This is a genomic window from Neobacillus sp. B4I6 (assembly GCF_050434045.1).
Classification (GTDB): domain Bacteria; phylum Bacillota; class Bacilli; order Bacillales; family Cytobacillaceae; genus Neobacillus.
The window spans coordinates 3,520,105-3,543,241 of record NZ_JBNPWB010000002.1 but is presented as its reverse complement, the minus strand read 5'-3'; the positions used below and the strand labels follow the sequence as shown (position 1 = coordinate 3,543,241).

The window sequence follows — 23,137 nt, the reverse complement described above, 5'->3', positions numbered from 1 at the left end:
CAGGCTTTTTGTTGTTATCTTTTTTTTCTACCAAGTCCCATTGCATTTTCCATTTTTTTAAGGGTTTTAGCTGCCACTAGATTTGCCTTTTCTGCACCTTCATCTAGAATCCGGTCGAGTTCTGATGATTCGAGTAAATCATAGTATTTTTCTTGGATAGGCTGAAAGAAATTTACGACGACATCTGCTAAATCGCCTTTAAAATCACCATATCCTTTCCCTTCATACATTCCTTCAATTTCTGTTATTGATTTACCACCTAGGATAGAATAAATCGATAATAAGTTAGATATACCAGGTTTGTTTAATTTATCGAATTTAACAATTCCTTCTGAATCGGTGACAGCACTCTTAATTTTCTTCTCAATCTGTTTCGGGTCATCTAATGGTGTAATAATTGCCTTTTTATTTGGATCTGATTTGCTCATTTTTTTTGTTGGTTCTTGCAATGACATAATTCTAGCACCAATTTTAGGAATACTAATCTCAGGGATAGTTAATATGTCCCTGTATTTTTTATTAAATCTTTCAGCTAAATCCCGTGTTAATTCTAAATGTTGCTTTTGATCTTCACCTACAGGTACAAGATTCGTGTTATATAAGAGGATATCTGCAGCCATGAGTGGCGGGTAAGTTAAAAGACTTGCCTGCACAGCCTCTTTACCAGTAGATTTATCCTTAAATTGTGTCATTCTTTCAAGTTCACCAATATAGGCAACACATTGCATAATCCATCCCGCCTGTGCGTGAGCAGGGACCTCTGATTGGATAAATAAAGTAGCTTTTTCTGGATCAATTCCAACTGCTAGATACAATGCCGCTAAACTTCGAATATTTTTGCGAAGTGTTATTGGATCCTGTGGAACCGTAACGGCATGCTGGTCAACGATACAAAAGAAACAATTGTATTCGTTTTGCATTTCAACAAACTGTTTTAATGCCCCGATATAGTTACCAAGTGTTATTGTTCCACTCGGCTGAATACCAGAAAAAATCGTTTTCATGATTAATTTCCTCCTAAAAATATATAAAAAAAACCATTCATCCCCATAAAACTAATAGGGACGAATGGTTCCGCGGTACCACCCTAAATTACTCAATAAAGAGTCACTCAATTCCACAATCATCCACAATGACGATCAGGAGTCCTTTTAACGCAAGGAAAACGTCAAATCCTACTTTTATATGTTCAGACAGAGGCTCCAAAGTCCATTCCGTATTTATTCGTGTTTGTTTACACCAGCCACAAACTCTCTGAAACGAAGGAAAATACGTACTACTCTTTATCATAGCCTGTTAAGCAAATATACAATTGTTCTTATTATAAATGAACTGTATATTTAATTTCAAGTCCGTAAAAAATAATATAGGCAACAGGAGATTAACATCAGTAGACCGTTAGCTAATCCATGAAATAGAAGGGGTGATGGATTGAATGTAATGAGCTCTGATAATGCAGGAATATCTTCCAACCTTCTATTGTTTTGCCCTCTTGAAAAAGCCAAATTAAATGATTTACCAATGGCATCGTAAAAGCCAGAATTTATCGTATAAAGTAGTAAGAAAGTAAGAAGGAGCAGAGAAGAAACATAAAACGATATATCGATATAATTTAATAAAGAAAATCCTTTTTTTGAAAGTGAAGAAATTATTAGTATAAGCAACTGTGTTAGTGCCAATATTAAAAGTCTTTTCCTTAATCTGTAATTCACAGTATAACCTCCAAAACATAGATTTAATAAGGGTAGACACTTAATATTATACAAAAAAATTATTATAAGTGTAAATTATAACACAGGAATTTGTAACGAATACGTAACGAATGTTTCAATCCTGTAAATAAAATTCTAAAAAATAATGTACAATTAATTTAAAATATGTATAATAGAGAATGTAGTAATTTTTCAGAATAATAGAAAAGGGAGGTCTACTAGTGAAGAAATCAAAACTTTCACTACTTTTAGTACTATCACTAGTTCTAAGCATGTTTCTAGCAGCATGTTCAGGCGGAGACAAGAATGAAGGCAAGGAAAAGAATGAAGGCAAAACTGGTGCTGAAGAAACTGCTTTAGCAGATGAGCAAGTTCTAAATGTTCTTGAGTCTGCAGAAATTCCTTCTATGGACAGTGTAATGTCTCAAGACACATTAAGTTTTACAACACTTAATGCAACAAACGAAGGTCTATATCGCTTAGATCCAGACCAAAAAGTTATCCCTGGCGTTGCTGAGGGTGCACCAACTTACAATGATGACAAAACTGTTATTACAATTAAATTAAAACAAGATACAAAATGGTCTAATGGTGACCCTGTTACTGCACATGACTTTGTGTTTGCATGGCAACGTGCAATTGATCCGAAAGTTGCTGCTCCATACGGTGCATACTTTATGGAAGGCAAAATCAAAAATGCATCTGAAATTGTTGCTGGTAAAGCGAAAATAGAAGATTTAGGTATTAAAGCATTAGATGATTATACTGTGGAAATCACTTTAGTGAGAGCGCTTCCATACATCGAATCTTACTTAACATTCCCATTGTTCTACCCACAAAACAAAAAGTTTGTTGAAGCAGAAGGCGCTAACTATGCGAAAGATGCTACTCACCTACTTTACAATGGTCCATTTAAAATGACTAAGTGGGATGGCCCAACTGGTACTGAGTGGGTATTAGAAAAGAATGCTGATTATGTAAATGCAAAAGACGTTACTTTAGAAAAAATTAACTTTAACGTTTCTAAAGATCCACAAGCATCTGCAAACGCATATACTGCTGGTGAAGCTGATATCACACCTAAGCTTGCACAAGCTGCAATCCTTTCTCAATTTGAAGGACAAAAAGATTTACTTCGCTACCAAGAGCCATCTATTTGGTGGTTAAAAATGAACGAAAAGAACAAAGCGTTGAAGAATGTTAATATCCGTAAAGCAATTGCTTTATCTGTTGACAAAAAAGCTTTAACAGAAGATGTATTAGCAAACGGATCTATCCCTGCTGATTTCCTAGTACCAAAAGGTTTCTCATTCTTAGACGGTAAAGATTTCCGTGATACTGCAGGAACTTACCTAAGTGCTAATAAAGAAGAAGCTAAAAAGCTTTGGGAACAAGGTCTTAAAGAAACTGGACTTAAAGAAGTTAAATTTACTTATGTAGGTCAAGATACTGAAACTTCAAAAGTAACTGACGCATTCATTAAAGATCAGTTAGAGAAAAACTTACCAGGATTAAAAATTACAATCGAAGCAGTTCCTTTCAAAATTCGTATCGCTCGTGAAGATGCTATGGATTATGATTTATTAATGGGTGGTTGGGGACCTGACTACGCTGACCCAATGACTTACATGGATCTATGGGTTACTAACGGCGGACAAAACCACATGGACTACAGCAATCCTGAATTTGATAAGTTAATTAAATCAGCTAGTGAAGAACTTGTAGCTAAGCCACAAGATCGTTGGAAAGCTCTTCAAGATGCAGAAAAAATCTTGTTAGAAGATGATGCGGCAATCGCACCACTTTACCAACGTTCAGTTAACCTTCTAATCAATCCTAAGGTTCAAGGTTTTGCTCACCATGCATTTGGTCCTGACTATAGTTACCAGTGGATTAAAATCACAAAATAGTAACTATAACTAATCAAATAAAAAGAGAGTATATTTACCAATATACTCTCTTTTTACCTGTATGAGAATTGTCGTAAGATGTCGAAAATTCAATTAATTAGGAGGTGTAGGTATGGTCAAATATATACTAAAACGTGTTGGCTATATGATTATTACACTTTTTGTCGTAACATCGCTTACCTTTTTCCTCATGAAGCTAATTCCAGGTAGTCCCTTTAATAACTTCGAAAAGCTATCTGAAGTTCAGCGTACTATTTTGCTAGATAAATATGGCTTGAATGACCCCCTGCCTGTTCAATATTTTAACTATATGGTGAGCTTGGTAAAAGGGGATTTAGGAGTTTCCTTCCAATTTGATAATACCCCTGTGACAGAACTTATTGCTAATCGACTTGGACCTTCTGCACAATTAGGTTTTCAAGCAATGGTTGTAGGTTCAATTTTAGGTATCTTATTAGGTGTGGTTGCAGCTCTAAAGCAAAACACTTGGATAGATTACGGTTCAACATTTATCGCAGTAGTTGGTAAATCTGTACCATCATTTATTTTTGCTGGATTAATGCAATATTTTATTTCGGTTAAATTAGGCTGGCTTCCGGTAATGTTATGGAAAGGACCTGAATATACGATCCTTCCTACTATTGCACTTGCGATGTTCCCAATCTCAATTGCAGCGCGTTTTATGCGTACTGAAATGGTTGAGGTTTTAGGAACTGATTATATTACTTTGGCGAGAGCTAAAGGTGCGAGCCGCTGGCAGATTAGCTTTAAGCATGCTTTGAGAAATGCCTTAATTCCTGTTGTAACTGTCTTAGGACCATTAGCGGTTAGCTTAATGACTGGGTCACTTGTTATTGAGCAAATTTTTGGAATCCCAGGAATTGGTGAGCAGTTCGTTAAATCGATTAATATGAATGATTATCCCGTTATTATGGGAACTAACATATTATTTGCTGTATTATTTATCGTAGTTATCTTAATTGTTGATATTCTTTATGGAATCATCGACCCACGTATTCGTGTATCGGGGGGGAAAACAAAATGAGCAACAAAGACATAACAATTTCAAAGGATATGTTTGCTCCTGTCCATATTGATCCATCAAAAAGTGAAAAAATTGCTAAACCAAGTTTAAATTTCTGGCAGGATTCATGGCTAAGAGTCCGGAAAAATAAAGGTGCTGTGGTCAGCATGATAATCCTGGTTATTATGATTATCATGGCCTTTGTTGGACCAATGATTACGCCATATTCATACGATACGCAAAACACGAAACATAATAATTTGCCACCGCGAATTCAAGGTTTAGAGGATGTTCACTGGCTTCCGTTTGATGGTACCTTGTCAAGAAGAGATGGTACCGAATATAACGCTTATGAAGTTCGTAAGGTGGATGCCTATTATTGGTTTGGTACCGATAATTTAGGCCGAGACCAATTTGCACGTGTTTGGAAAGGTACACAAGTATCGTTATTTATCGCTTTTATGGCTGCCTTCATTGATATGGCTATTGGAGTTGCATATGGAGCCATCTCAGGTTATTTAGGTGGTCGTATAGATAGTGTAATGCAGAGGATCATTGAGGTTATAGTTGGTATACCGAACCTGATTGTTGTTGTATTGATGATTCTCGTGTTAAAACCCGGTATTATCCCAATTATTCTCGCCTTAACCATTACGGGATGGACAAGTATGGCCCGTGTGGTACGTGCGCAAGTATTAAAATTTAAAGGCCAAGAATTTGTTCTGGCAGCTAAAACCTTAGGTGCTTCAAATTCGTCTATTATTTTTAAACACATGATTCCGAATATGTTTGGTGTAATTATTATTAATACGATGTTTTCCATCCCGAATGCAATTTTCTTTGAAGCATTTCTAAGTTTTATCGGGTTAGGATTACAGGAACCTCATGCATCTTTAGGAACATTAGTAAATGCAGGATTTAAATCAATGATTGCTTTTCCGTATCAAATGATTATTCCTTCTATTATGATTGCATTAATCATGGTATGCTTCAACCTTGTTGCAGACGGATTACGTGATGCGTTGGATCCAAAAATGCGTGATTAGAAGGCAGGTGGATGTAAATGGAGAAAATTTTAGAAGTAAAAGATTTAAATATTTCATTTCATACTTTTTCGGGTGAAGTTAAAGCTATTCGTGGCGTAAGTTTTGATTTATATAATGGTGAAACCTTAGCCATTGTGGGTGAATCAGGTTCCGGTAAATCTGTAACAACCAAATCAATCATGCGTTTACTTCCTGAGCAAAATTCAGAAATTAAAAGCGGCCAGATTCTATTTGATGGCAAGGATTTAACAAAATTAAAAGATAAAGAAATGCAAAAAATCCGTGGAAAAGATATATCAATGATTTTTCAGGATCCGATGACTTCTTTAAATCCAACGATGAAAATTGGCAACCAGATTATGGAACCTCTTATCAAACACCAAAACATGAGCAGACACGCTGCAAAGGAAAGAGCAATTGAATTATTAAAGCTAGTTGGTATTCCTAAGGCAGAGTTACGTGTAGATCAATACCCGCATCAGTTCTCAGGTGGTATGAGGCAAAGGGTTGTTATCGCTATTGCTTTGGCATGTAACCCGAAAGTTCTCATTGCAGATGAACCGACAACAGCGCTTGACGTTACCATTCAAGCACAAATTCTTGAATTAATGAAAGATCTTCAAAAGAAAATCGATACATCGATTATCTTTATTACGCATGATCTTGGTGTAGTTGCTAATGTAGCCGACCGTGTTGCTGTTATGTACGGAGGGAAAATAGTTGAAATTGGAACTGCTGATGAGATTTTCTATAATCCCAAGCATCCATATACATGGGGATTAATCAGTTCAATGCCTGATATGGACACCCAAGATGATGAACTATTCTCGATCCCGGGAACACCACCGGATTTATTAGATCCACCAAAAGGGGATGCGTTCGCGCCACGTAATCCATTTGTTATGAAAATTGATTTAGAGCAAGAGCCGCCTTTCTTTAAAGTTTCTGACACACATTATGCAGCAACATGGCTGTTACATCCTGATGCACCAAAGGTTAACCCACCTGAGGCTGTAAAAAGACGCCAAAATCAATTTGCAGGAAATACTCCAGTAGCTACTCTAGAGAAAACGAATCAAGGTCAATTCCCTGGAATAAAGGAGGGGAAATAAATGGCTCAAAGAGAAAAATTACTTGAGATTAAAAATTTAAAGCAATATTTTAATGAAGGTAAAGTGAACGAAGTAAAAGCAGTAGATAATGTCTCTTTTGATATATTTAAAGGTGAAGTAATGGGATTAGTAGGAGAGTCTGGTTGTGGTAAATCAACAACAGGTCGAACAATAATCCGTTTATACGATGCTACTGGCGGCGAAGTTTTATACGATGGAGTTAACGTCCACGGTAAAAAGTCTAAAAAACAATTAAGAGATTTTAATCGGAAAATGCAAATGATATTCCAAGATCCATATGCGTCATTAAATCCGAGATTAAAAATAGCTGATGTTATTGCCGAGGGCATTGATATCCATGGCTTGGCAAATTCAAAAAAAGATCGGATGGAGCAAGTATATGAGCTCTTAGAAACCGTTGGCTTGAATAGAGAGCATGCGAACCGCTATCCTCATGAATTTAGTGGCGGTCAGCGTCAGCGAATTGGTATTGCACGTGCCCTTGCTGTTCAACCAGAATTTATCATTGCTGATGAACCTATTTCAGCGTTGGATGTTTCTATCCAAGCGCAGGTTGTTAACTTAATGAAAAAACTTCAAAAAGAGAAAAACTTAACCTATCTCTTCATTGCCCATGATCTTTCAATGGTAAAATACATTAGTGATCGTATCGGTGTTATGTATTTTGGTAAAATGGTAGAACTTGCACCTGCCGATGAACTTTATAAAAATCCACTGCACCCGTATACACAATCACTTTTATCAGCGATTCCTGCTCCAGATCCAATCAGTGAACGGACACGGAAACGGAAATCATATGATCCAGCTAGTCATAACTACGAGCCTAATGAATCAGTTGAATTTAGAGAGGTGACTCCTGGTCACTTTGTTCTATGCTCGGAAAAAGAGTTCAAACAATACAAAGTACAATCTAAATAAAACAAAAAAAACGATCTCGCTGCGAGATCGTTTTTTTTGTTTATTATTTCTTATTGCCCCCGACAGTTTTCCATCCAGTCTGGTATTTAGCACTTTCATCAACAAATTCACTTCGATTTTTACCACCAAACACTTTTTCACCAAAACTGTTTGTAATAACACCCATTAGGGCAGTAATTCCTACAATTAGTAAAGCAACAATAGTTAAATCCGATATGTATGCTCCCATAGTATTAACCCCCTTCACTATCAGCTGTTTTGAATATTCGTAGCACGATATTAATATCCCTCCTTTATTGTAAAAGAACTTACCGTTTATTTAAAGAGGAAATTAAATAACTTTCGATTTGATTTTTAAAATAAATGAATGCGTTTTCACTGCGAATTTTTAAATGAGAATAGAATTTTGGTTTATCGTTTTTTGCCGTAGAGAAATAAATTGTTAAAGTAGTGAAAACAATTTATTTCTGGATGACAAACTCTTAATTACACAGTATAGACGAACATTATAGGAAGAGGAATAATGATTATTGAAAAATTTCAAGATGAAATAATAAAAAAATATGAAACTTTTAGGAGAATTATTCGTCTAATATAGTGATACAACAAATTTTTGAATTGTTTTTCGTCTTACAATATTTTTTGAAAAAAAGATACCCTTTTAAGAAACAGTGGTGTATAATCAATGATATAAATTACTTATTTATAATGATTATTGAAAGATGATTTAACTTGATTATAATAAATTGGTTTAATAATTCAATATACGGGATATATCAATAAATAGACGCAAATAAAAGAGGAGTGTGAAGATCGAATGGTTACACTATACACTTCACCAAGTTGTACATCATGTAGGAAAGCCAAATCATGGTTAGAAGAACATGAAATACCATACACAGAGAGAAATATTTTCTCCGAACCATTAACAATGGAAGAGATAAAAGAAATACTTCGGATGACTGAAGATGGTACGGATGAAATTATTTCAACAAGATCAAAGACATTTCAAAAATTAGACGTTAACTTAGATGCAATGCCGCTTCAGGATTTATTTGGATTAATAAAAGAGAATCCTGGTCTCTTGCGCAGGCCGATTATAATCGATGAAAAACGTTTACAAGTTGGATATAATGAGGATGAAATCAGACGATTCCTCCCAAGAAGAGTCAGAACGTTCCAGTTGCGCGAAGCACAACGTATGGTTAATTAAATAAATAGGCCTTCTTTTTGGAGGTCTTTTTTTGTATATAAAAAATAATATCGTTGTGGTTTCTATCCCACTTTGCTACAATATAATGAAAATCTTAACTAGAATAGGTATTAACACGGTTTTTTAGATTTCAGCCTTTTTTATTTCCCTTATTAGTACTTTTATCATAAAATAAAAGTACACGAGTATTTACTTTTTTACACCCTTATGAAAATTTTTTTGAAATTAAGTAAATGCTAAGGCAGTATCTGCTTGGGGGTATTTAGTCCCTTCAATCTGGAAAACGGAAGGGAGAGGTTTTTAATGGAGATTGAACGCATTAATGAAAATACAGTGAAGTTTTACATTTCATATGGTGATATAGAGGAAAGAGGCTTTGACCGTGAAGAGATTTGGTACAATCGCGAACGTAGTGAAGAACTCTTTTGGGAAATGATGGATGAAGTCCATGATGAGGAAGAATTTGTTATTGAAGGTCCTCTTTGGATTCAAGTCCAAGCACTTGATAAAGGCTTAGAGGTTCTGGTTACCAAAGCACAGTTGTCAAAAGATGGAGAAAAGTTTGAACTCCCCATTCCTAATGAAAAAATAAAAGATTTTCCTGCTGATGATAAGATTGAAGATCTTTTGGATCATCATTTTAATCGCAATCATTCAGATGAGGAAGATATAATTCTTGAGGAAGAAACGTTAGAATTCCTTATTGGCTTTAAAGACTTTGAGGATGTTATTAGCTTATCTAATCGTTCAGGATTGGATGATTTAGTGACAATGCTGTATCATTTTGAAGGAAAATACTATTTATATATTGAATTTCCTGAAGACTTATTTGAAGAAGATGAAATTGACGATATATTAAGTATTTTGCTTGAGTACGGTTTTGAAACACAACTTACCATTCATCGTATTCAAGAATATGGTAAAGAAATAATTTCTGGAAATGTTTTTACTGAATTACGAAAACATTTTCGCTAATTAATGTACCGATTTCAATATTGAAATCGGTATTTTTAACATTAACTGTTTCCTGAAAAAACTCGGGTAGGTGAGGGCACTGAAAAACACAGTAAGGGTTATTATATTTTTGGCGGTATTATCCGTACTATTGTTTTTCTTTAAGGATCGATTAGCAAGTGGGATCTTTGGAGTCCTAAGTGTTTTGGTTACACTGTCAGTTATTTTTATTGGCTTTGTTATTTTCCTTGAGAACCGCCACCCAACTCAAACGATCACTTGGTTAGTAGTTCTAGGTAGCTTTCCTTTGGTTGGTTTTATTTTTTACCTCCTTTTTGGCCGAAATTATCGGAAAGAAAAGATGTTTAGGAAGAAGTATTTCTTAGATAAGCAAGCGTTTTTGACAGTTGAAGGTGAGGATGATCCAAGAAGTGATGAAAAGCTTAGCTTAATGGGGGAACACCAAGGTAAATTATTCAATTTGGCTCAAAAACTGGGGAATAGTCCAATTTCCTTTGATACCTCCACAAAAATCTTAACAAATGGAGAAGAAACATTTCACCATATCTTAGAACAACTAAAAAAAGCTAGGCATCATATCCATCTTGAATATTATATTGTTCGTCACGACCATATTGGTCAAGAAATTAAAAATATTCTTATTGAAAAGGCCCATCAAGGTGTAAAGATTCGTTTCTTATATGACGCAGTGGGTTCTTGGCAGTTGTCCAAGTCTTATATAAACGACCTAAGAAATGCAGGGATCGAAATGGTGATTTTCGGGCCTGTAAAACTGCCTTTTTTAAATAATAAATTTAATTTCCGTAATCATCGAAAAATGATCATAATAGATGGGACGATTGGATTTGTTGGCGGGCTCAATATTGGAGATGAATATTTAGGAAGAGATAAGAACATTGGTTTTTGGCGTGATACGCATTTAATGCTTCGTGGGGAAGCTGTTCGAACACTTCAGCTAATTTTTTTACAAGACTGGTATTACATGACTAATCACAGTTTCCTAACAGCCGAATACTTATCACCCCAAAATGATAATGAAAGTCACGGTGGTGTTCAACTCATCGCTGGAGGGCCTGATAACGAATGGAGTGTTATCAAAAATATCTTTTTCTCAATGATTGCAAGTGCGGAAAAATCAGTTTGGATTGCATCACCGTATTTTATTCCAGATGAAGATATCTTTTCAGCAATAAAAGTTGCAGCACTAAGTGGTATAGACGTACGCCTCCTAGTACCCAATAAACCTGATAAACGGATCGTCTTTCATGCATCAAGATCTTATTTCCCAGAGCTTTTAGAAGCAGGCGTTAAGGTATATGAATACCAACGGGGCTTTATGCACAGTAAGATTGTTATCGTTGATCATGAACTAGCCTCGATTGGAACATCCAATATGGATATGAGGAGCTTCCATTTGAATTTTGAGGTAAATGCATTCTTATTCCGTACTAAAAGTACTCAGAAGCTAGTTGATGAATATATTAATGACCTTGAATATTCTAAACAGCTGGATAAAACAATTTTTCATGAAAGACATCTGGGTTTAAGAGTACTTGAATCAACAGCTCGGTTACTATCGCCCTTACTCTAAGAAGCCATGATAAAAAACTCGTCGAATTGGCGAGTTTTTTTTGCTATTAAAAGGAATTAATGATAATTATAGCGAATTATGATAGATGAAGGAGGCGAGAAATAATTGTTAACAGCACAAACAAAAATTGGTGAAAAAATCTGTCTAGGGCTTGATTACAAAAAAGACACTCTTTTGGCCCTTCGCAGCAAAGAAGAATTTTTTTGCCCTATTTGTGGGGAAAGTGTTTTGCTAAAATTAGGAGATCAGCGGATTTTTCATTTTGCCCATAAGCAGGGGGGAGCTTGCCGTGATTTTTATGAAAGCGAATCGAATTACCACATGGAGGGAAAACGTCAACTCTATCAGTGGCTGATAAGACAAAAGATTCCTTCCGATTTAGAGTACTATGATAGGGATATTCAACAGCGACCTGATATCATGTTCAATTATAATGGAAAGAAATACGCGTTAGAGTATCAATGCTCAACCATTCCAGAGAGCATTTTTATTAAGCGGACGAATTCATATCTTCAGAATGGATACATTCCACTATGGATTCTTTCTAGCAACAAAATAATCATTAAAAAGAGGAATATCGTTGCATTGTCAAACTTTCAGTACTTATTTTTACGGACCACTACTTCTGGAAAGTTCTATATTCCATCATATTGCCCCGAAAAACAACAATTTCATTTGGTTAAATCAATCACTCCCTATTCCACAAAAAATGCCTTCGCTAATCATTCCTCTTATCCTATAAAAAAAATAGACTTAAGTGATTTATTGGAACCCAAAATGGGCAATGAGTTTAATCTATCAAGCTGGAATAGTGAAAATGAAAAATTTAATCTAAATTGGGCTCTTCATCCAGGGAATCAGCATAAATCTTTTTTTCATGAAATATATAACAAAAACCTTAATCTTTTCTTATTACCGCCAGAAATTGGTCTTCCCGTCCATCACGCACTACTTCTCCAAACACCGCCGATCATTTGGCAAACGTATTTTTTTATAGATATAATCGCCGACAAAAGCCCCGATGATTTAATATCCCTATATGAAATTAAATGCCATTTAAATAAGAGAATTAAGAAAAAAGAAATCATTGTAAGAAATTTATCACAGCTTGAAAAAGTGAATCCGATATTAGCCATTTTCGATTACCTTTTACTGTTAGAGCAATTGGGTATGATATCAAGAAAAGGAGATACTAGTTACCAATTGAAACGGAAGATATCGATTCCAAAGTCCAATCGAGAAAGAGAGGAAGCGAAGCTGTTATTTTTTCAAAAATATCAGCGAATCCTTTTAAATAAATAAATGAAAATATGTATAAGGGCATACTATATAAAAGTGTAAATAGTTTCCTAGCTGCCAATTGTGAAAAGGAGTTTGAAAAGATAAGGAGAATATAATGTAATGATCATTTCTTTAAGTAGGGCGAATATAGAATGGAGGATGAAGGATGGCAAATGAAACTGCAGTAAAATCGCTGCCAGCACGAAGCGAAATCCCTGAACAAGATACATGGAAATTAGAAGATATTTTTTCGAGTGACCAGGAATGGGAAAAAGAGTTTCAAGAGGTAAAAGCTCAAATCCCAGGGATTAAAGAATTCGAAGGAAAATTAGGGGAAAGTGCAGAGACACTGTATCAAGCACTTCAGTTCCAAGACAAGCTGTTAGAACGAATTGGAAAGCTTTATACATATTCACATATGCGCTATGACCAAGACACGACGAACTCTTTTTACCAGGGCTTGGATGACAGAATGAAAAATCTGTATTCACAAGCAGCCAGCCAGTTGGCTTATATTGTTCCAGAAGTTCTCTCTCTAGACGAGAGCAAAGTAACTAGCTTCTTAAATGAGAAACCAGAACTAAAATTATATGAGCATGCTCTAGCTGAAATTAATTTGCAAAGACCACATGTCCTAACAGCGGAGCAGGAAGCATTGCTAGCTGAAGCGAGTGAAGTGATGGATGCTTCTAGCAATACGTTTGGAATGTTAAACAATGCGGACCTTCAATTTCCATCTATCAAGGATGAAAATGGCGAAGAAGTAGAAATTACTCATGGCCGTTATATTCGCTTTTTAGAAAGCTCAGATCCTAGAGTAAGACACGATGCGTTTAAAGCCGTTTATAAAACATATGGTGAATTTAAGAATACATTTTCAAGTACATTAAGTGGAAATGTGAAGAAGGATAATTTTAATGCACGAGTAAGAAAATATGATTCAGCTAGACATTCAGCCCTTTCCGCTAATAATATACCAGAGAGTGTTTATGATAACCTTGTAAATACGGTTACCGATCATCTTCATTTATTACATCGCTATGTGAAGCTTCGTAAAAAAGTGCTTGGGCTTGATGAGCTTCATATGTACGATTTATTTACTCCACTTGTGAAGGATGTAAAAATGGAAATTAAATACGATGAGGCTAAGGATTTAGTCATTAAAGGGTTAGCCCCATTAGGCGAGGAATATTCGAAAATATTATCAGAGGGCTTTGAAAATCGCTGGGTTGATGTGCATGAAAATAAAGGAAAGCGGAGTGGGGCTTATTCTTCAGGAGCATACGGTACACATCCGTATATTCTGATGAACTGGCAGGATAATGTAAATAATTTATTTACACTTGCCCATGAATTTGGCCATTCTGTTCACAGTTACTATACACGGAAATCACAACCATATCCTTACGGTAACTATTCTATTTTCGTTGCTGAAGTGGCTTCAACCTGCAATGAAGCACTTCTAAATGACTACTTATTAAAAACAATTGATGATGAACAAAAACGAATATACTTACTCAATCATTATTTAGAAGGCTTTAGAGGCACCGTGTTCCGTCAAACTATGTTTGCGGAATTTGAACACATCATCCATCAAAAGGCACAAAATAACGAGGCATTAACAGCGGATGCATTAACGGAAAGCTATTACGAATTGAATAAAAAATATTTCGGTGATGAGGATATTGTGATTGATGAGGAAATCGGATTAGAATGGGCGAGAATTCCTCATTTTTATTACAATTATTATGTTTACCAGTATGCAACTGGTTTTAGTGCAGCCACTGCATTAAGCAAGCAAATTTTAGAAGAGGGCGAGCCAGCAGTCAAAAGATACATTGACTTTCTAAGTTCGGGAAGTTCAGATTATCCAATCGAAGTGCTGAAAAAAGCTGGTGTAGATATGACAAGTGCAGAGCCAATCAAAAATGCTTGTAAGGTATTTGAAGAGAAATTGAATGAATTAGAACAATTGTTATCAAAAGCATAAATAAAGGGGATGGTGCCTATTGGCATCCATCCCTTTTAAAATCCTCTAAATCGTTTTCTGTCATTAAGGTAAAAAATGAAAATAAAAATGGATACAAACAATATTGGTGTACTAAGCAATAGAGGGAAGATCTTTAATAATGCGAGTACTTGGAGGAAAAAAGCAATCAAAATAAACAGTACCATAATAATGAAAGGGAATTTTCTCATCGAACATGGCCACCCTTTTAAAAAGTAGTTTTCATTCTTCGTACTATTATGTCTATTGTCCATTCCATGAAATTATGATATTTGACAATTATGTGAAATAAAGCACAAACTTATTGTCAGTATCTTTAACCCCATGCTATATTATATACGTGAAGTTGATCACAACAAACATATACCCCTTTGTTTGAACCGTGAAAAATTTCTCCCATCCCCTTTGTTCGTATAATAGAAAAATGCCTTGCAGTATAAAAGCTGCAAGGCATTTTCGTTTTTTTCATAGGATCTGTTAAACTAGGCTGTTGATTTCAACTCCAATCAACTAGCTATAAAACCAACAATACCCCTTTAACATAGCCTTAAAATAAAAAAATGCCGTTTGCAAACGACATTTTCTATTCTTCGATATATCTCCAAAAGGTTCCATATTTAGCGGGGATTTGTTCAACCACTTGCTTTAATAGTAGTTTCTTCATCTCCCGCTCAATTTGCGAAATAGACATATTATAAACAACGGCAATTTCCTTTGAGGCAACAAATTTAAAAAATTTCATAAATGTTTCTAACGGAGGCGGGGGAGATTGCACTGGTTTTTCAGAGAGCATTTCCTCTAAAATTTGGACATATACCTCATATGGATAAGAACCAGTTATCTTAATTCCTTCATCCTCAACATTTTCATTGAAAAATACTAACGTAGGAATTTCTTGTACATCCATTTCAGATGTGATCTTCAAATCACATTGGAAGGCTTTCGCAGCACTTTCGGAATGGATATCATACATGAATTCCTCCACATCTAAACCTAAGCTCTTAGCGCAATCCTTTAACACTTCAAGATTAGAAACATTTAGTTTCTCTAAAAACAAGCCCTCTTGTATTCTTCGCAGGAAACGAAGACCAGCACGTCTCCCTTGCAATTCAGCTGCTTTTAGAGCTATGGAAACTGTAAAAGGAGAATCGACGGGATTCTCTAACCATAGGCTTCCATCACATGACATTCCTGACCTGCTAGCAGTCTTTTCCCAAACTTGAGCGAGATTCTCAAAATTCTTTTTCTTACTCAAATTTAAATCGGCTAATCGACCACTCAAAATATGCTTAATTGAAAAATAACGGCCATATTCGATTTGAAGCTTCTTTAAAATGGGCTCTAATGCCCAACATTCCGGACATAATGGGTCAATAAACATATAAATCTCAATTGGTTTTTTCTCATTTCCGCCACATTGCTGCTTGGAGCCAGAAGATCTTGAACTATTCACGATCTTCACCTAAAACCTCGCCATCAGGCGTGTTAATCATGTGTTGGGCAGTAAGATGAAGTCTTGAATAAAATTCGTCCCTTATTGGACCATTTAAGCCAATTTTGTCCATTGCTTGAGTCATGCAAGATAACCATGCTTTCGCACGTGTTGGAGTAACTGGAAATGGCAAATGGCGAGCACGCATCATTGGATGGCCATGTTCTTCTGTATACAATGCAGGACCGCCTAAATATTGAGTTAAGAATTGCTTTTGTTTACGAGCAATTTCTGTAAATTGATTTGGGAATATTGGAGCAAGATCAGGATGTTGTGCAACAAGTCCATAAAAAGTGTCCACAAGATGGTGTAATGTATCTTCACCAATGGATTCAAATGGTGAAAGCTTTCTCTCAATCATGTTGACAACTCCTTTAAAGTATTATGTAGATTTATTTTAACAATGCCTATTTCATATCTCAAATTAATTGCTTTGAAAATGTGAATTTGTCACTCTGAACACATTATTAATGTGTACCAAGTGAGCAATTCTTAATAGAAGAAAGAGGCAGTAGTATGTTGGAAAAAATTCCAAATTGAAACTTCCCTTTAGCTAATTTAAAGAATTTAATCACGGTTTGTTAGTTCGTATTTTTTGCTATAGAAACGGCGGATTTTATTTTCTGTTTTTCGTGTAGGAATCTTAAATTGTTTAAGAAATTCAAGAAAAATTTTTTCTCCAACCTGATAGTTTTCAACCTCATATTCTAATTCATAATCCTCTTCACTTAGATAAATACTATGGTCCAATACCAGTAAGCCTTGTTTGTAATTGAATTCTACTCTCTCCGTAATTAATGATCCAAAATATTTAATAGTTGAAAAAGAAATTTGGTAGTCCTCGATGAGACGCTGAATGATCCCTGTTGGAAGTCTCCCATGGTGAATGGCGGTAGAGGCTTCCTCTTCCCCTATTATCTGATTCGTCTCTAGCAGCCCTACAGATGCCGGCTGTTTTAAGGTCATTTCGTAGGCCCCGCCCTTTTTACGAATTCTTAGTGCAGAGTCTTTACCTTTTAAAGCAAATTCAGGTGTATCAAAGTAGTGGTTTTCTTGAGAGAATATTTGGCTTTTGTCTATCTTGAAATACTTAAGAAGGCCTTCATATTCTAATCTTGTTAGCATATTTTTAAATTCGATTTCAATATTTTGCGTCATACCGTACTTCCTTTCAACTGAGTGTTTTCTTTATTATCTCACTTCCAACTTAAACATCAATCCTTGGGAGAAATGGATGAATTATGCTAAAATAGGTAGGTGAACAATGGAGGTATAGAGATGAAGAAAAATATTGCAATCCTAAAGGCATACATAAAAGAAGATAAACTAATGTTAGAAACAAATGAGCCAATTCTTGAATTGGTTCCTGGGGAACAGATTCTTGTAGATTCTGCCCAATACTCTTTCATTTACTTAATGGAAGATAAAAATGATTATACATATATCGTTTTACATGAACAAATCTGGCCGCTTTTAAAAAATGCACAGGAAAACAAGTTACCTGTCTGGGCTACCTTTAATGATGAGCAAAAAGAACTAATAAATTTTCATGATGAATTTGATTATCTCTTAACAAATATTAAAGGTAATAGTAATTATGGAAAAGAATTGGTTACAAAAGTAGAGGGTATTTTCTTAACTTAATTTGTTTTGAGGTGAAATCATGAAGCATTGGGACCAATTTTTAGCTCCATATAAACAGGCTGTTGCAGAATTAAAAGTAAAATTAAAGGGGATGAGGGGTCAATTTGAACTCGATGCTACTCATTCACCGATTGAATTTGTGACGGGAAGAGTCAAACCAATCGCAAGTATTCTTGACAAAGCGAATCAGAAAGGAATACCACTAGAAAGATTGGAAGAGGAAATGCAAGATATTGCAGGTATGCGTATTATGTGTCAGTTTGTCGATGACATTCATACAGTTGTCGATTTATTACGAAACCGGAATGATTTTGAAATCGTAGAGGATAGAGATTATATATCCCATAAAAAGACAAGCGGGTACCGGTCCTATCATGTTGTCATTAGCTACCCAGTTCAAACGATACATGGGGAAAAGAAAATCTTAGCGGAAATTCAAATACGAACTTTGGCAATGAATTTTTGGGCGACCATTGAACATACGCTAAGCTATAAGTATAAAGGTGTTTTTCCAAGTGATATTCAAATGCGTTTGAAAAGAGCAGCTGAAGCGGCATTTCGGTTAGATGAGGAAATGTCATTGATTCGTGGTGAAATTCAGGATGCTCAGGCCTTTTTTACAAGAAAGAAAGAATTAAAACAAGAAGAAAAGGATTAATTGTCATAACCGTCTTTTGAAAAGCCATTCAAGTCACAAGGAGCAAAAATACTATGAAATTTGCGATAACATCAAAAGGAGATCAAAAATCAAATATTCTAATGCACAAAATGAGGACCTATTTACTTGATTTTGATCTTGTGTACGATGAGGACCAACCAGATATAGTTGTTTCCATTGGTGGTGACGGGACACTCCTTTATGCCTTTCATCGCTATAGCAGCCGTTTGGATAAAACAGCCTTTGTAGGAATTCACACAGGCCATCTCGGCTTTTATGCAGATTGGATCCCAGATGAAATTGAAAAGCTAGTGATTGCGATTGCTAAAACACCCTATCAAGTCGTGGAATACCCATTGTTAGAAGTGATTATCCGTTACTCACATGCAGGGAAGGAATCAAGGTATCTTGCCTTAAATGAGTCAACTGTTAAAAGTGTCGAGGGGACACTCGTCATGGATGTGGAAATCCGCGGACAGCATTTCGAGCGGTTCCGTGGGGACGGCTTATGCGTTTCAACACCTTCGGGTAGTACCGCCTATAATAAGGCACTTGGAGGGGCGATTATCCATCCGTCGATTTCTGCACTCCAAGTGGCTGAGATGGCATCGATAAATAACAAAGTCTTTAGAACAATAGGCTCGCCGCTTATTCTCCCTGCACACCATACATGTATGCTTAAACCGGTAAATCGGTCTGATTTTCAAGTGACCATCGACCATCTGACCTTGCTTCATAAGGATGTAAAATCAATCCAATTTAGGGTGCCAGAAGAAAAAATTCGCTTTGCCCGTTTCCGGCCGTTTCCTTTTTGGAAAAGAGTTCATGATTCCTTTATTTCAGATTGACGAGAAGGGGCCATTATAATGACTTCCCCGTTTCAAATGAAGTGGAAAATTAGTGAAAGCGATAGTGGAAAACTTTTAAGAGAATTTTTAAAAAAGGAAGAGATTTCTCGAACGGCCTTAACGGATATTAAGTTCAAGGGCGGTAGTATCCAAGTAAATGGAGAAGAAGTAAATGTTCGATACAGGTTGGCATTTGGGGATGAAGTAATGGTTATTTTTCCCATGGAGAGTCCTAGCGAGGGACTAAAGGGCGTAGAAATCCCGTTAACGATTCTATATGAAGATAAGTATTTGTTGGTTGTTAATAAACCCGCAGGAATGAATACGATTCCGTCTCGAGAACACCCCGTACACAGCTTGGCAAATGCTCTTGTAGGCTATTATCAGCGCAGTGGGCTGCAAGCAACAACGCACATTGTAACTCGGCTTGACAGGGATACTTCAGGGATTGTTCTAATTGCTAAGCATCGCCATGTCCATCACTTGTTCAGTTTGATGCAACGGGGCGGGCAGGTGAAAAGGACATATGAAGCTTTTGCTGGAGGCAGGATTTCACTAGATAGTGGCACGATTACAGCGCCCATTGGCCGCAAAGACGACAGCATTATTGAGCGGGAAGTTCGTGCGGATGGTCAATATGCCTGCACTCATTATCAAGTGATCGAGAAACATATTGCATTTACCTATTTGGAGCTCACACTTGAAACCGGACGAACCCATCAAATTAGAGTCCATATGTCTTATTTAAACCATCCTTTGCTTGGTGACGATTTGTATGGGGGAGACCGATCATTAATTGCTAGGCAGGCTCTTCATTGTAAAAGAATAAAATTTATTCATCCATTTTCAGGAGAGGAAATGATTTTTACTGCACCATTACCGAGGGATATGGGTGAAATTTTAGAGGCTGACTCGCTTTTATAGGAGGCAGCCTTTTTAATTTGAACGTGCGTGCGATCCCGCTTTTTCAATTTCAATCAAATTGCTTAAATTTTTCCTCTACATATGGCATAGTAGATTTAATCGAAACCAATTCCATTTCAGGATATCTTAAGGCGGTTAGGTTTCCTCCGAAGACTGCCCCAGTATCAATATTATAGGTATTATTGATGATTCTTGGCTCATTCACAGGAGTATGTCCGTAAACGATACATGCTTCACCGTGATACTCTTTGGCCCAATCTCTTCTTATCGGTGACCCGTCAGGGTGTTTTTTACCTGTTATATCGCCGTAAAGGACAAATTCTTTGACCTTAGCATGGGATTGTCCGATAAATTCCTGCTTAATCCCTGCATGGGCAATAATAAGCTTTTTGTTGTCTAATACTAAATATAATGGAGCCCTTTCATAAAGTTCGGTGAATTTTTTTCGAATGGATTGCTGCTCTTTTTTATATAATGATTCATATTCGGCAACTGTTGTTTCTAACCCGTGGGCAATCTGAACTTTGTTGCCAAGGAAGAAACGGTATAACTTATTACAATGATTCCCTGGTGTGTAATAGCCTGTTTTTTCTTTAATGACTAACTGCCATACAATTTCGATTACGTTAAGTGAAGCAGGTCCCCGATCTGTTAAATCACCGAGAAATCCCAGCACTCTATTATTGGGATGTCTTGGGATACCGTTCTCCCATTTATAACCAAGTGTAATGGTAAGTTCCTTTAATTCCGTTAAACACCCATGAATATCACCGATTATATCAATTTTCATAAATTCAACTCCCTTATATCGATATTTTTTGCCTAAGAGTTAGTTTTTATAAAAAGGATTCTAATCTAAAACTTTTTTGAGAGGAGTTACACGAATGGAGCAGCAGGTTTCAGTTATTTCTTTATTAATTGTTGTTACAATGGCATTTTTAACACCGATTCTTTTACATCGGTTTAAATTGAATTATATCCCTGTGGTCGTCGCTGAAATTATTATGGGATTGGTAATCGGTAAAAGCGGTTTTGATGTGGTTCATGAAGATATGTGGCTCTCAACCCTATCGACCTTAGGGTTTATTTTTCTCATGTTTTTAAGCGGACTTGAGATAGACTTCACGGCCTTTGCTGGGAGGAAATTGCGTAAAAAGCTTTCCAATGGAAAAAAAGAGCCCAATTCATTTGTAGTCGCGGGGCTAATCTTTGCAGGTATCTTTATTTTCTCCCTGGGTTTATCCTTTTTGTTTGTGATAGCAGGTTTTATTGAGAATGCCTTTTTAATGACGCTGATCATTTCGACCATATCATTGGGTGTTGTTGTGCCTACTTTGAAAGAGGCACATCTGATGAAAACCGTCATCGGACAAATTATCTTATTGGTTGCGGTTATAGCCGATTTAGTGACGATGATATTGCTTGCTGTCTTTGTATCGCTATATGAATCAGGGCATGGAAATACGTGGCTGTTACTTATTTTGTTTGCCGCAGGTATCGTTCTTTATTTTCTTGGCAAAAGATTTAAAAATCGAACCTTTATAGAAACACTTTCAACGGGGACCGTTCAAATAGGGACGAGGGCCGTGTTTACACTGATCATCGTATTAGTAGGTCTTTCTGAAACAGTGGGTGCAGAAAACATCTTAGGAGCGTTTCTAGCAGGTGTCCTTGTTTCGTTGTTATCACCGAACCAAGAGCTTGTACATAAGCTAGACTCATTCGGGTATGGATTTTTGATTCCCATCTTTTTTGTAATGGTGGGAGTAAATCTTGATATTTGGTCCCTTTTTAATGAAAAAAAACTCTTATTAATGATACCGCTGCTATTACTGGGGCTGCTTTTATCAAAACTTATCCCCGTGTATATTTTGAAAATTTGGTATGAGTTGAAAACAGTCATTGCAGCGGGTTTTTTACTTACTTCAACACTTTCCCTAGTCATTGCAGCGGCGACAATAGGAGAAAGGTTAGAAATCATAACCCCGCAGATGAGTGGCACATTAATATTGGTTGCTGTAATTACGTCTATTATTACACCGATTGTTTTTAAAAAGTTATTCCCTAAAGAAGTGGTCGCTAATAAAAGGGTAAGCGTGGCATTCTTAGGTGCCAATCAGACCACATTGCCCGTCTCACGAGAATTAAAGTCAGGCTTGTATGATCCAATCTTGTATCATACTCAAATGGAGAAATCAGAAAAGCAAATTGCTAATTCTCTTTTTGACATAGTTGAAATTCCTGATTATTCCTTTGAAACGTTGGAGAATACAAACGTCTTTCAATCAGAAGTTGTAGTGATTTCAACAGGTGATGAAAGAGTAAATGCAACACTTTCTGTAGCTTCTAAAGAAAAAGGAGTTTCTAGGGTCATTGCCCGAATAGAAAGTCCTGATTTAGAGGAAAGTTTACGGGAGCATAATATAGAAGTGTTTTCTGCGTTTATGTCAACCAAAGTATTACTCCGGGCATTAATTGAATCACCAACCTTGTTAAATATATTAACAAATCAGGAGACAGGACTTTATGAAATTGTTATGCTGAATAGGCAATTTGATGGGATGTCTTTACGGAGATTTCCTTTTACAGGAGATATCATATTTGTCCGAATTTTCCGTGGTAAGGATTCCATCGTCCCACATGGAGATACAGAGCTGCAAACGAATGACCGCTTGATTGTTACTGGATCGAAGGAATATGTGGATGAACTGAAAAGAGAGTTAGAATTCTGCGAAACCTGTTAAAGTATTTTTGAAAAAA

General features: G+C 36.2%; 22 protein-coding genes and 1 other annotated feature. Of the genes, 15 read left to right on the top strand and 7 right to left on the bottom strand.

Annotated elements, in window-relative coordinates; translation table 11 throughout:
- Positions 1 to 14: 14 nt before the first annotated feature.
- The gene (gene trpS, locus QF028_RS19640; RefSeq protein WP_168245995.1) at positions 15 to 1,007 is read right to left on the bottom strand and encodes a tryptophan--tRNA ligase; all 993 of its coding nucleotides are present in this window, start codon (positions 1,005 to 1,007) and stop codon (positions 15 to 17) included.
- A 50-nt stretch (positions 1,008 to 1,057) separates the two neighbouring features.
- Positions 1,058 to 1,299 (bottom strand) — a binding site (T-box leader).
- 47 nt (positions 1,300 to 1,346) lie between these two features.
- Positions 1,347 to 1,712 (bottom strand): DUF3899 domain-containing protein, encoded by a 366-nt coding sequence (locus QF028_RS19635; protein ID WP_429467938.1) that lies wholly within the window; start codon positions 1,710 to 1,712, stop codon positions 1,347 to 1,349.
- 221 nt (positions 1,713 to 1,933) lie between these two features.
- Between QF028_RS19635 and QF028_RS19630 the strand changes: the two genes are divergently transcribed.
- The 5 genes from QF028_RS19630 to QF028_RS19610 all read left to right on the top strand — a co-directional run bounded on the left by QF028_RS19630 (position 1,934) and on the right by QF028_RS19610 (position 7,743).
- On the top strand, positions 1,934 to 3,622 hold the full coding sequence (locus QF028_RS19630; protein ID WP_429467935.1) for a peptide ABC transporter substrate-binding protein: 1,689 nt from the start codon (positions 1,934 to 1,936) through the stop codon (positions 3,620 to 3,622).
- A gap of 112 nt (positions 3,623 to 3,734) precedes the next feature.
- Complete coding sequence (gene opp3b, locus QF028_RS19625; RefSeq protein ID WP_214999624.1) at positions 3,735 to 4,667, top strand: oligopeptide ABC transporter permease; 933 nt, start codon at positions 3,735 to 3,737, stop codon at positions 4,665 to 4,667.
- Positions 4,664 to 5,692, top strand: a complete 1,029-nt coding sequence (gene opp3C, locus QF028_RS19620) for an oligopeptide ABC transporter permease (RefSeq protein ID WP_429467932.1) — start codon at positions 4,664 to 4,666, stop codon at positions 5,690 to 5,692. The genes opp3b and opp3C overlap by 4 nt, the downstream gene beginning before the upstream one ends.
- A gap of 17 nt (positions 5,693 to 5,709) precedes the next feature.
- On the top strand, positions 5,710 to 6,804 hold the full coding sequence (locus tag QF028_RS19615; RefSeq protein ID WP_214999620.1) for an ABC transporter ATP-binding protein: 1,095 nt from the start codon (positions 5,710 to 5,712) through the stop codon (positions 6,802 to 6,804).
- Complete coding sequence (locus tag QF028_RS19610; protein ID WP_429467929.1) at positions 6,805 to 7,743, top strand: ABC transporter ATP-binding protein; 939 nt, start codon at positions 6,805 to 6,807, stop codon at positions 7,741 to 7,743. It abuts the gene before it with no gap.
- Positions 7,744 to 7,786: 43 nt separating this feature from the next.
- Here QF028_RS19610 and QF028_RS19605 read toward each other — a convergent pair whose 3' ends face one another.
- Positions 7,787 to 7,972, bottom strand: a complete 186-nt coding sequence (locus QF028_RS19605) for a hypothetical protein (RefSeq protein ID WP_429467926.1) — start codon at positions 7,970 to 7,972, stop codon at positions 7,787 to 7,789.
- Between the two features lie 588 nt (positions 7,973 to 8,560).
- Between QF028_RS19605 and spxA the strand changes: the two genes are divergently transcribed.
- From spxA to pepF, 5 genes are all read left to right on the top strand, one after another.
- Positions 8,561 to 8,956 carry a transcriptional regulator SpxA gene (gene spxA, locus QF028_RS19600; protein WP_026566143.1) on the top strand — a complete coding sequence of 132 codons (396 nt, stop codon included), beginning with the start codon at positions 8,561 to 8,563 and terminating at the stop codon, positions 8,954 to 8,956.
- Between the two features lie 303 nt (positions 8,957 to 9,259).
- Positions 9,260 to 9,931 (top strand): adaptor protein MecA, encoded by a 672-nt coding sequence (gene mecA / locus QF028_RS19595; protein WP_214999616.1) that lies wholly within the window; start codon positions 9,260 to 9,262, stop codon positions 9,929 to 9,931.
- 79 nt (positions 9,932 to 10,010) lie between these two features.
- Positions 10,011 to 11,522, top strand: a complete 1,512-nt coding sequence (gene cls, locus QF028_RS19590) for a cardiolipin synthase (protein ID WP_214999991.1) — start codon at positions 10,011 to 10,013, stop codon at positions 11,520 to 11,522.
- A 105-nt stretch (positions 11,523 to 11,627) separates the two neighbouring features.
- Positions 11,628 to 12,824, top strand: coding sequence for a competence protein CoiA (locus tag QF028_RS19585; RefSeq protein WP_429467922.1), 1,197 nt, complete (start codon positions 11,628 to 11,630; stop codon positions 12,822 to 12,824).
- A 145-nt stretch (positions 12,825 to 12,969) separates the two neighbouring features.
- The gene (gene pepF, locus QF028_RS19580) at positions 12,970 to 14,793 is read left to right on the top strand and encodes an oligoendopeptidase F (protein WP_429467920.1); all 1,824 of its coding nucleotides are present in this window, start codon (positions 12,970 to 12,972) and stop codon (positions 14,791 to 14,793) included.
- A 601-nt stretch (positions 14,794 to 15,394) separates the two neighbouring features.
- Here the strand turns inward: pepF and QF028_RS19575 are convergent.
- The 3 genes from QF028_RS19575 to QF028_RS19565 form a co-directional block, all read right to left on the bottom strand.
- Complete coding sequence (locus tag QF028_RS19575) at positions 15,395 to 16,264, bottom strand: ClpXP adapter SpxH family protein (protein WP_246869707.1); 870 nt, start codon at positions 16,262 to 16,264, stop codon at positions 15,395 to 15,397.
- Positions 16,257 to 16,664 (bottom strand): globin, encoded by a 408-nt coding sequence (locus QF028_RS19570; RefSeq protein WP_168242505.1) that lies wholly within the window; start codon positions 16,662 to 16,664, stop codon positions 16,257 to 16,259. The genes QF028_RS19575 and QF028_RS19570 overlap by 8 nt, the downstream gene beginning before the upstream one ends.
- A 206-nt stretch (positions 16,665 to 16,870) precedes the next feature.
- Positions 16,871 to 17,461, bottom strand: coding sequence for a CYTH domain-containing protein (locus tag QF028_RS19565; protein ID WP_429467916.1), 591 nt, complete (start codon positions 17,459 to 17,461; stop codon positions 16,871 to 16,873).
- 120 nt (positions 17,462 to 17,581) lie between these two features.
- On the opposite strand from QF028_RS19565, the gene QF028_RS19560 reads away from it, so the two are divergent.
- The 4 genes from QF028_RS19560 to QF028_RS19545 are packed head-to-tail and all read left to right on the top strand — an operon-like array spanning position 17,582 to position 20,377.
- Positions 17,582 to 17,947 carry a hypothetical protein gene (locus QF028_RS19560; RefSeq protein ID WP_215015655.1) on the top strand — a complete coding sequence of 122 codons (366 nt, stop codon included), beginning with the start codon at positions 17,582 to 17,584 and terminating at the stop codon, positions 17,945 to 17,947.
- Positions 17,948 to 17,966: 19 nt separating this feature from the next.
- The gene (locus QF028_RS19555) at positions 17,967 to 18,605 is read left to right on the top strand and encodes a GTP pyrophosphokinase (protein WP_214999607.1); all 639 of its coding nucleotides are present in this window, start codon (positions 17,967 to 17,969) and stop codon (positions 18,603 to 18,605) included.
- Positions 18,606 to 18,658: 53 nt separating this feature from the next.
- A complete protein-coding gene (locus QF028_RS19550; RefSeq protein WP_168242509.1) occupies positions 18,659 to 19,453 on the top strand; it encodes an NAD kinase in 795 nt (264 codons plus the stop codon).
- An 18-nt stretch (positions 19,454 to 19,471) separates the two neighbouring features.
- Entirely contained in the window at positions 19,472 to 20,377 is a 906-nt protein-coding gene (locus tag QF028_RS19545) for an RluA family pseudouridine synthase (RefSeq protein WP_429467912.1), read from the top strand.
- Between the two features lie 49 nt (positions 20,378 to 20,426).
- Here the strand turns inward: QF028_RS19545 and prpE are convergent, their stop codons facing one another.
- On the bottom strand, positions 20,427 to 21,167 hold the full coding sequence (gene prpE, locus QF028_RS19540) for a bis(5'-nucleosyl)-tetraphosphatase PrpE (protein ID WP_214713168.1): 741 nt from the start codon (positions 21,165 to 21,167) through the stop codon (positions 20,427 to 20,429).
- Positions 21,168 to 21,261: 94 nt separating this feature from the next.
- Between prpE and QF028_RS19535 the strand changes: the two genes are divergently transcribed.
- Positions 21,262 to 23,121: a monovalent cation:proton antiporter family protein gene (locus tag QF028_RS19535; protein WP_429467909.1), complete on the top strand. Its 1,860-nt coding sequence runs from the start codon at positions 21,262 to 21,264 to the stop codon at positions 23,119 to 23,121.
- Positions 23,122 to 23,137: the final 16 nt, after the last annotated feature.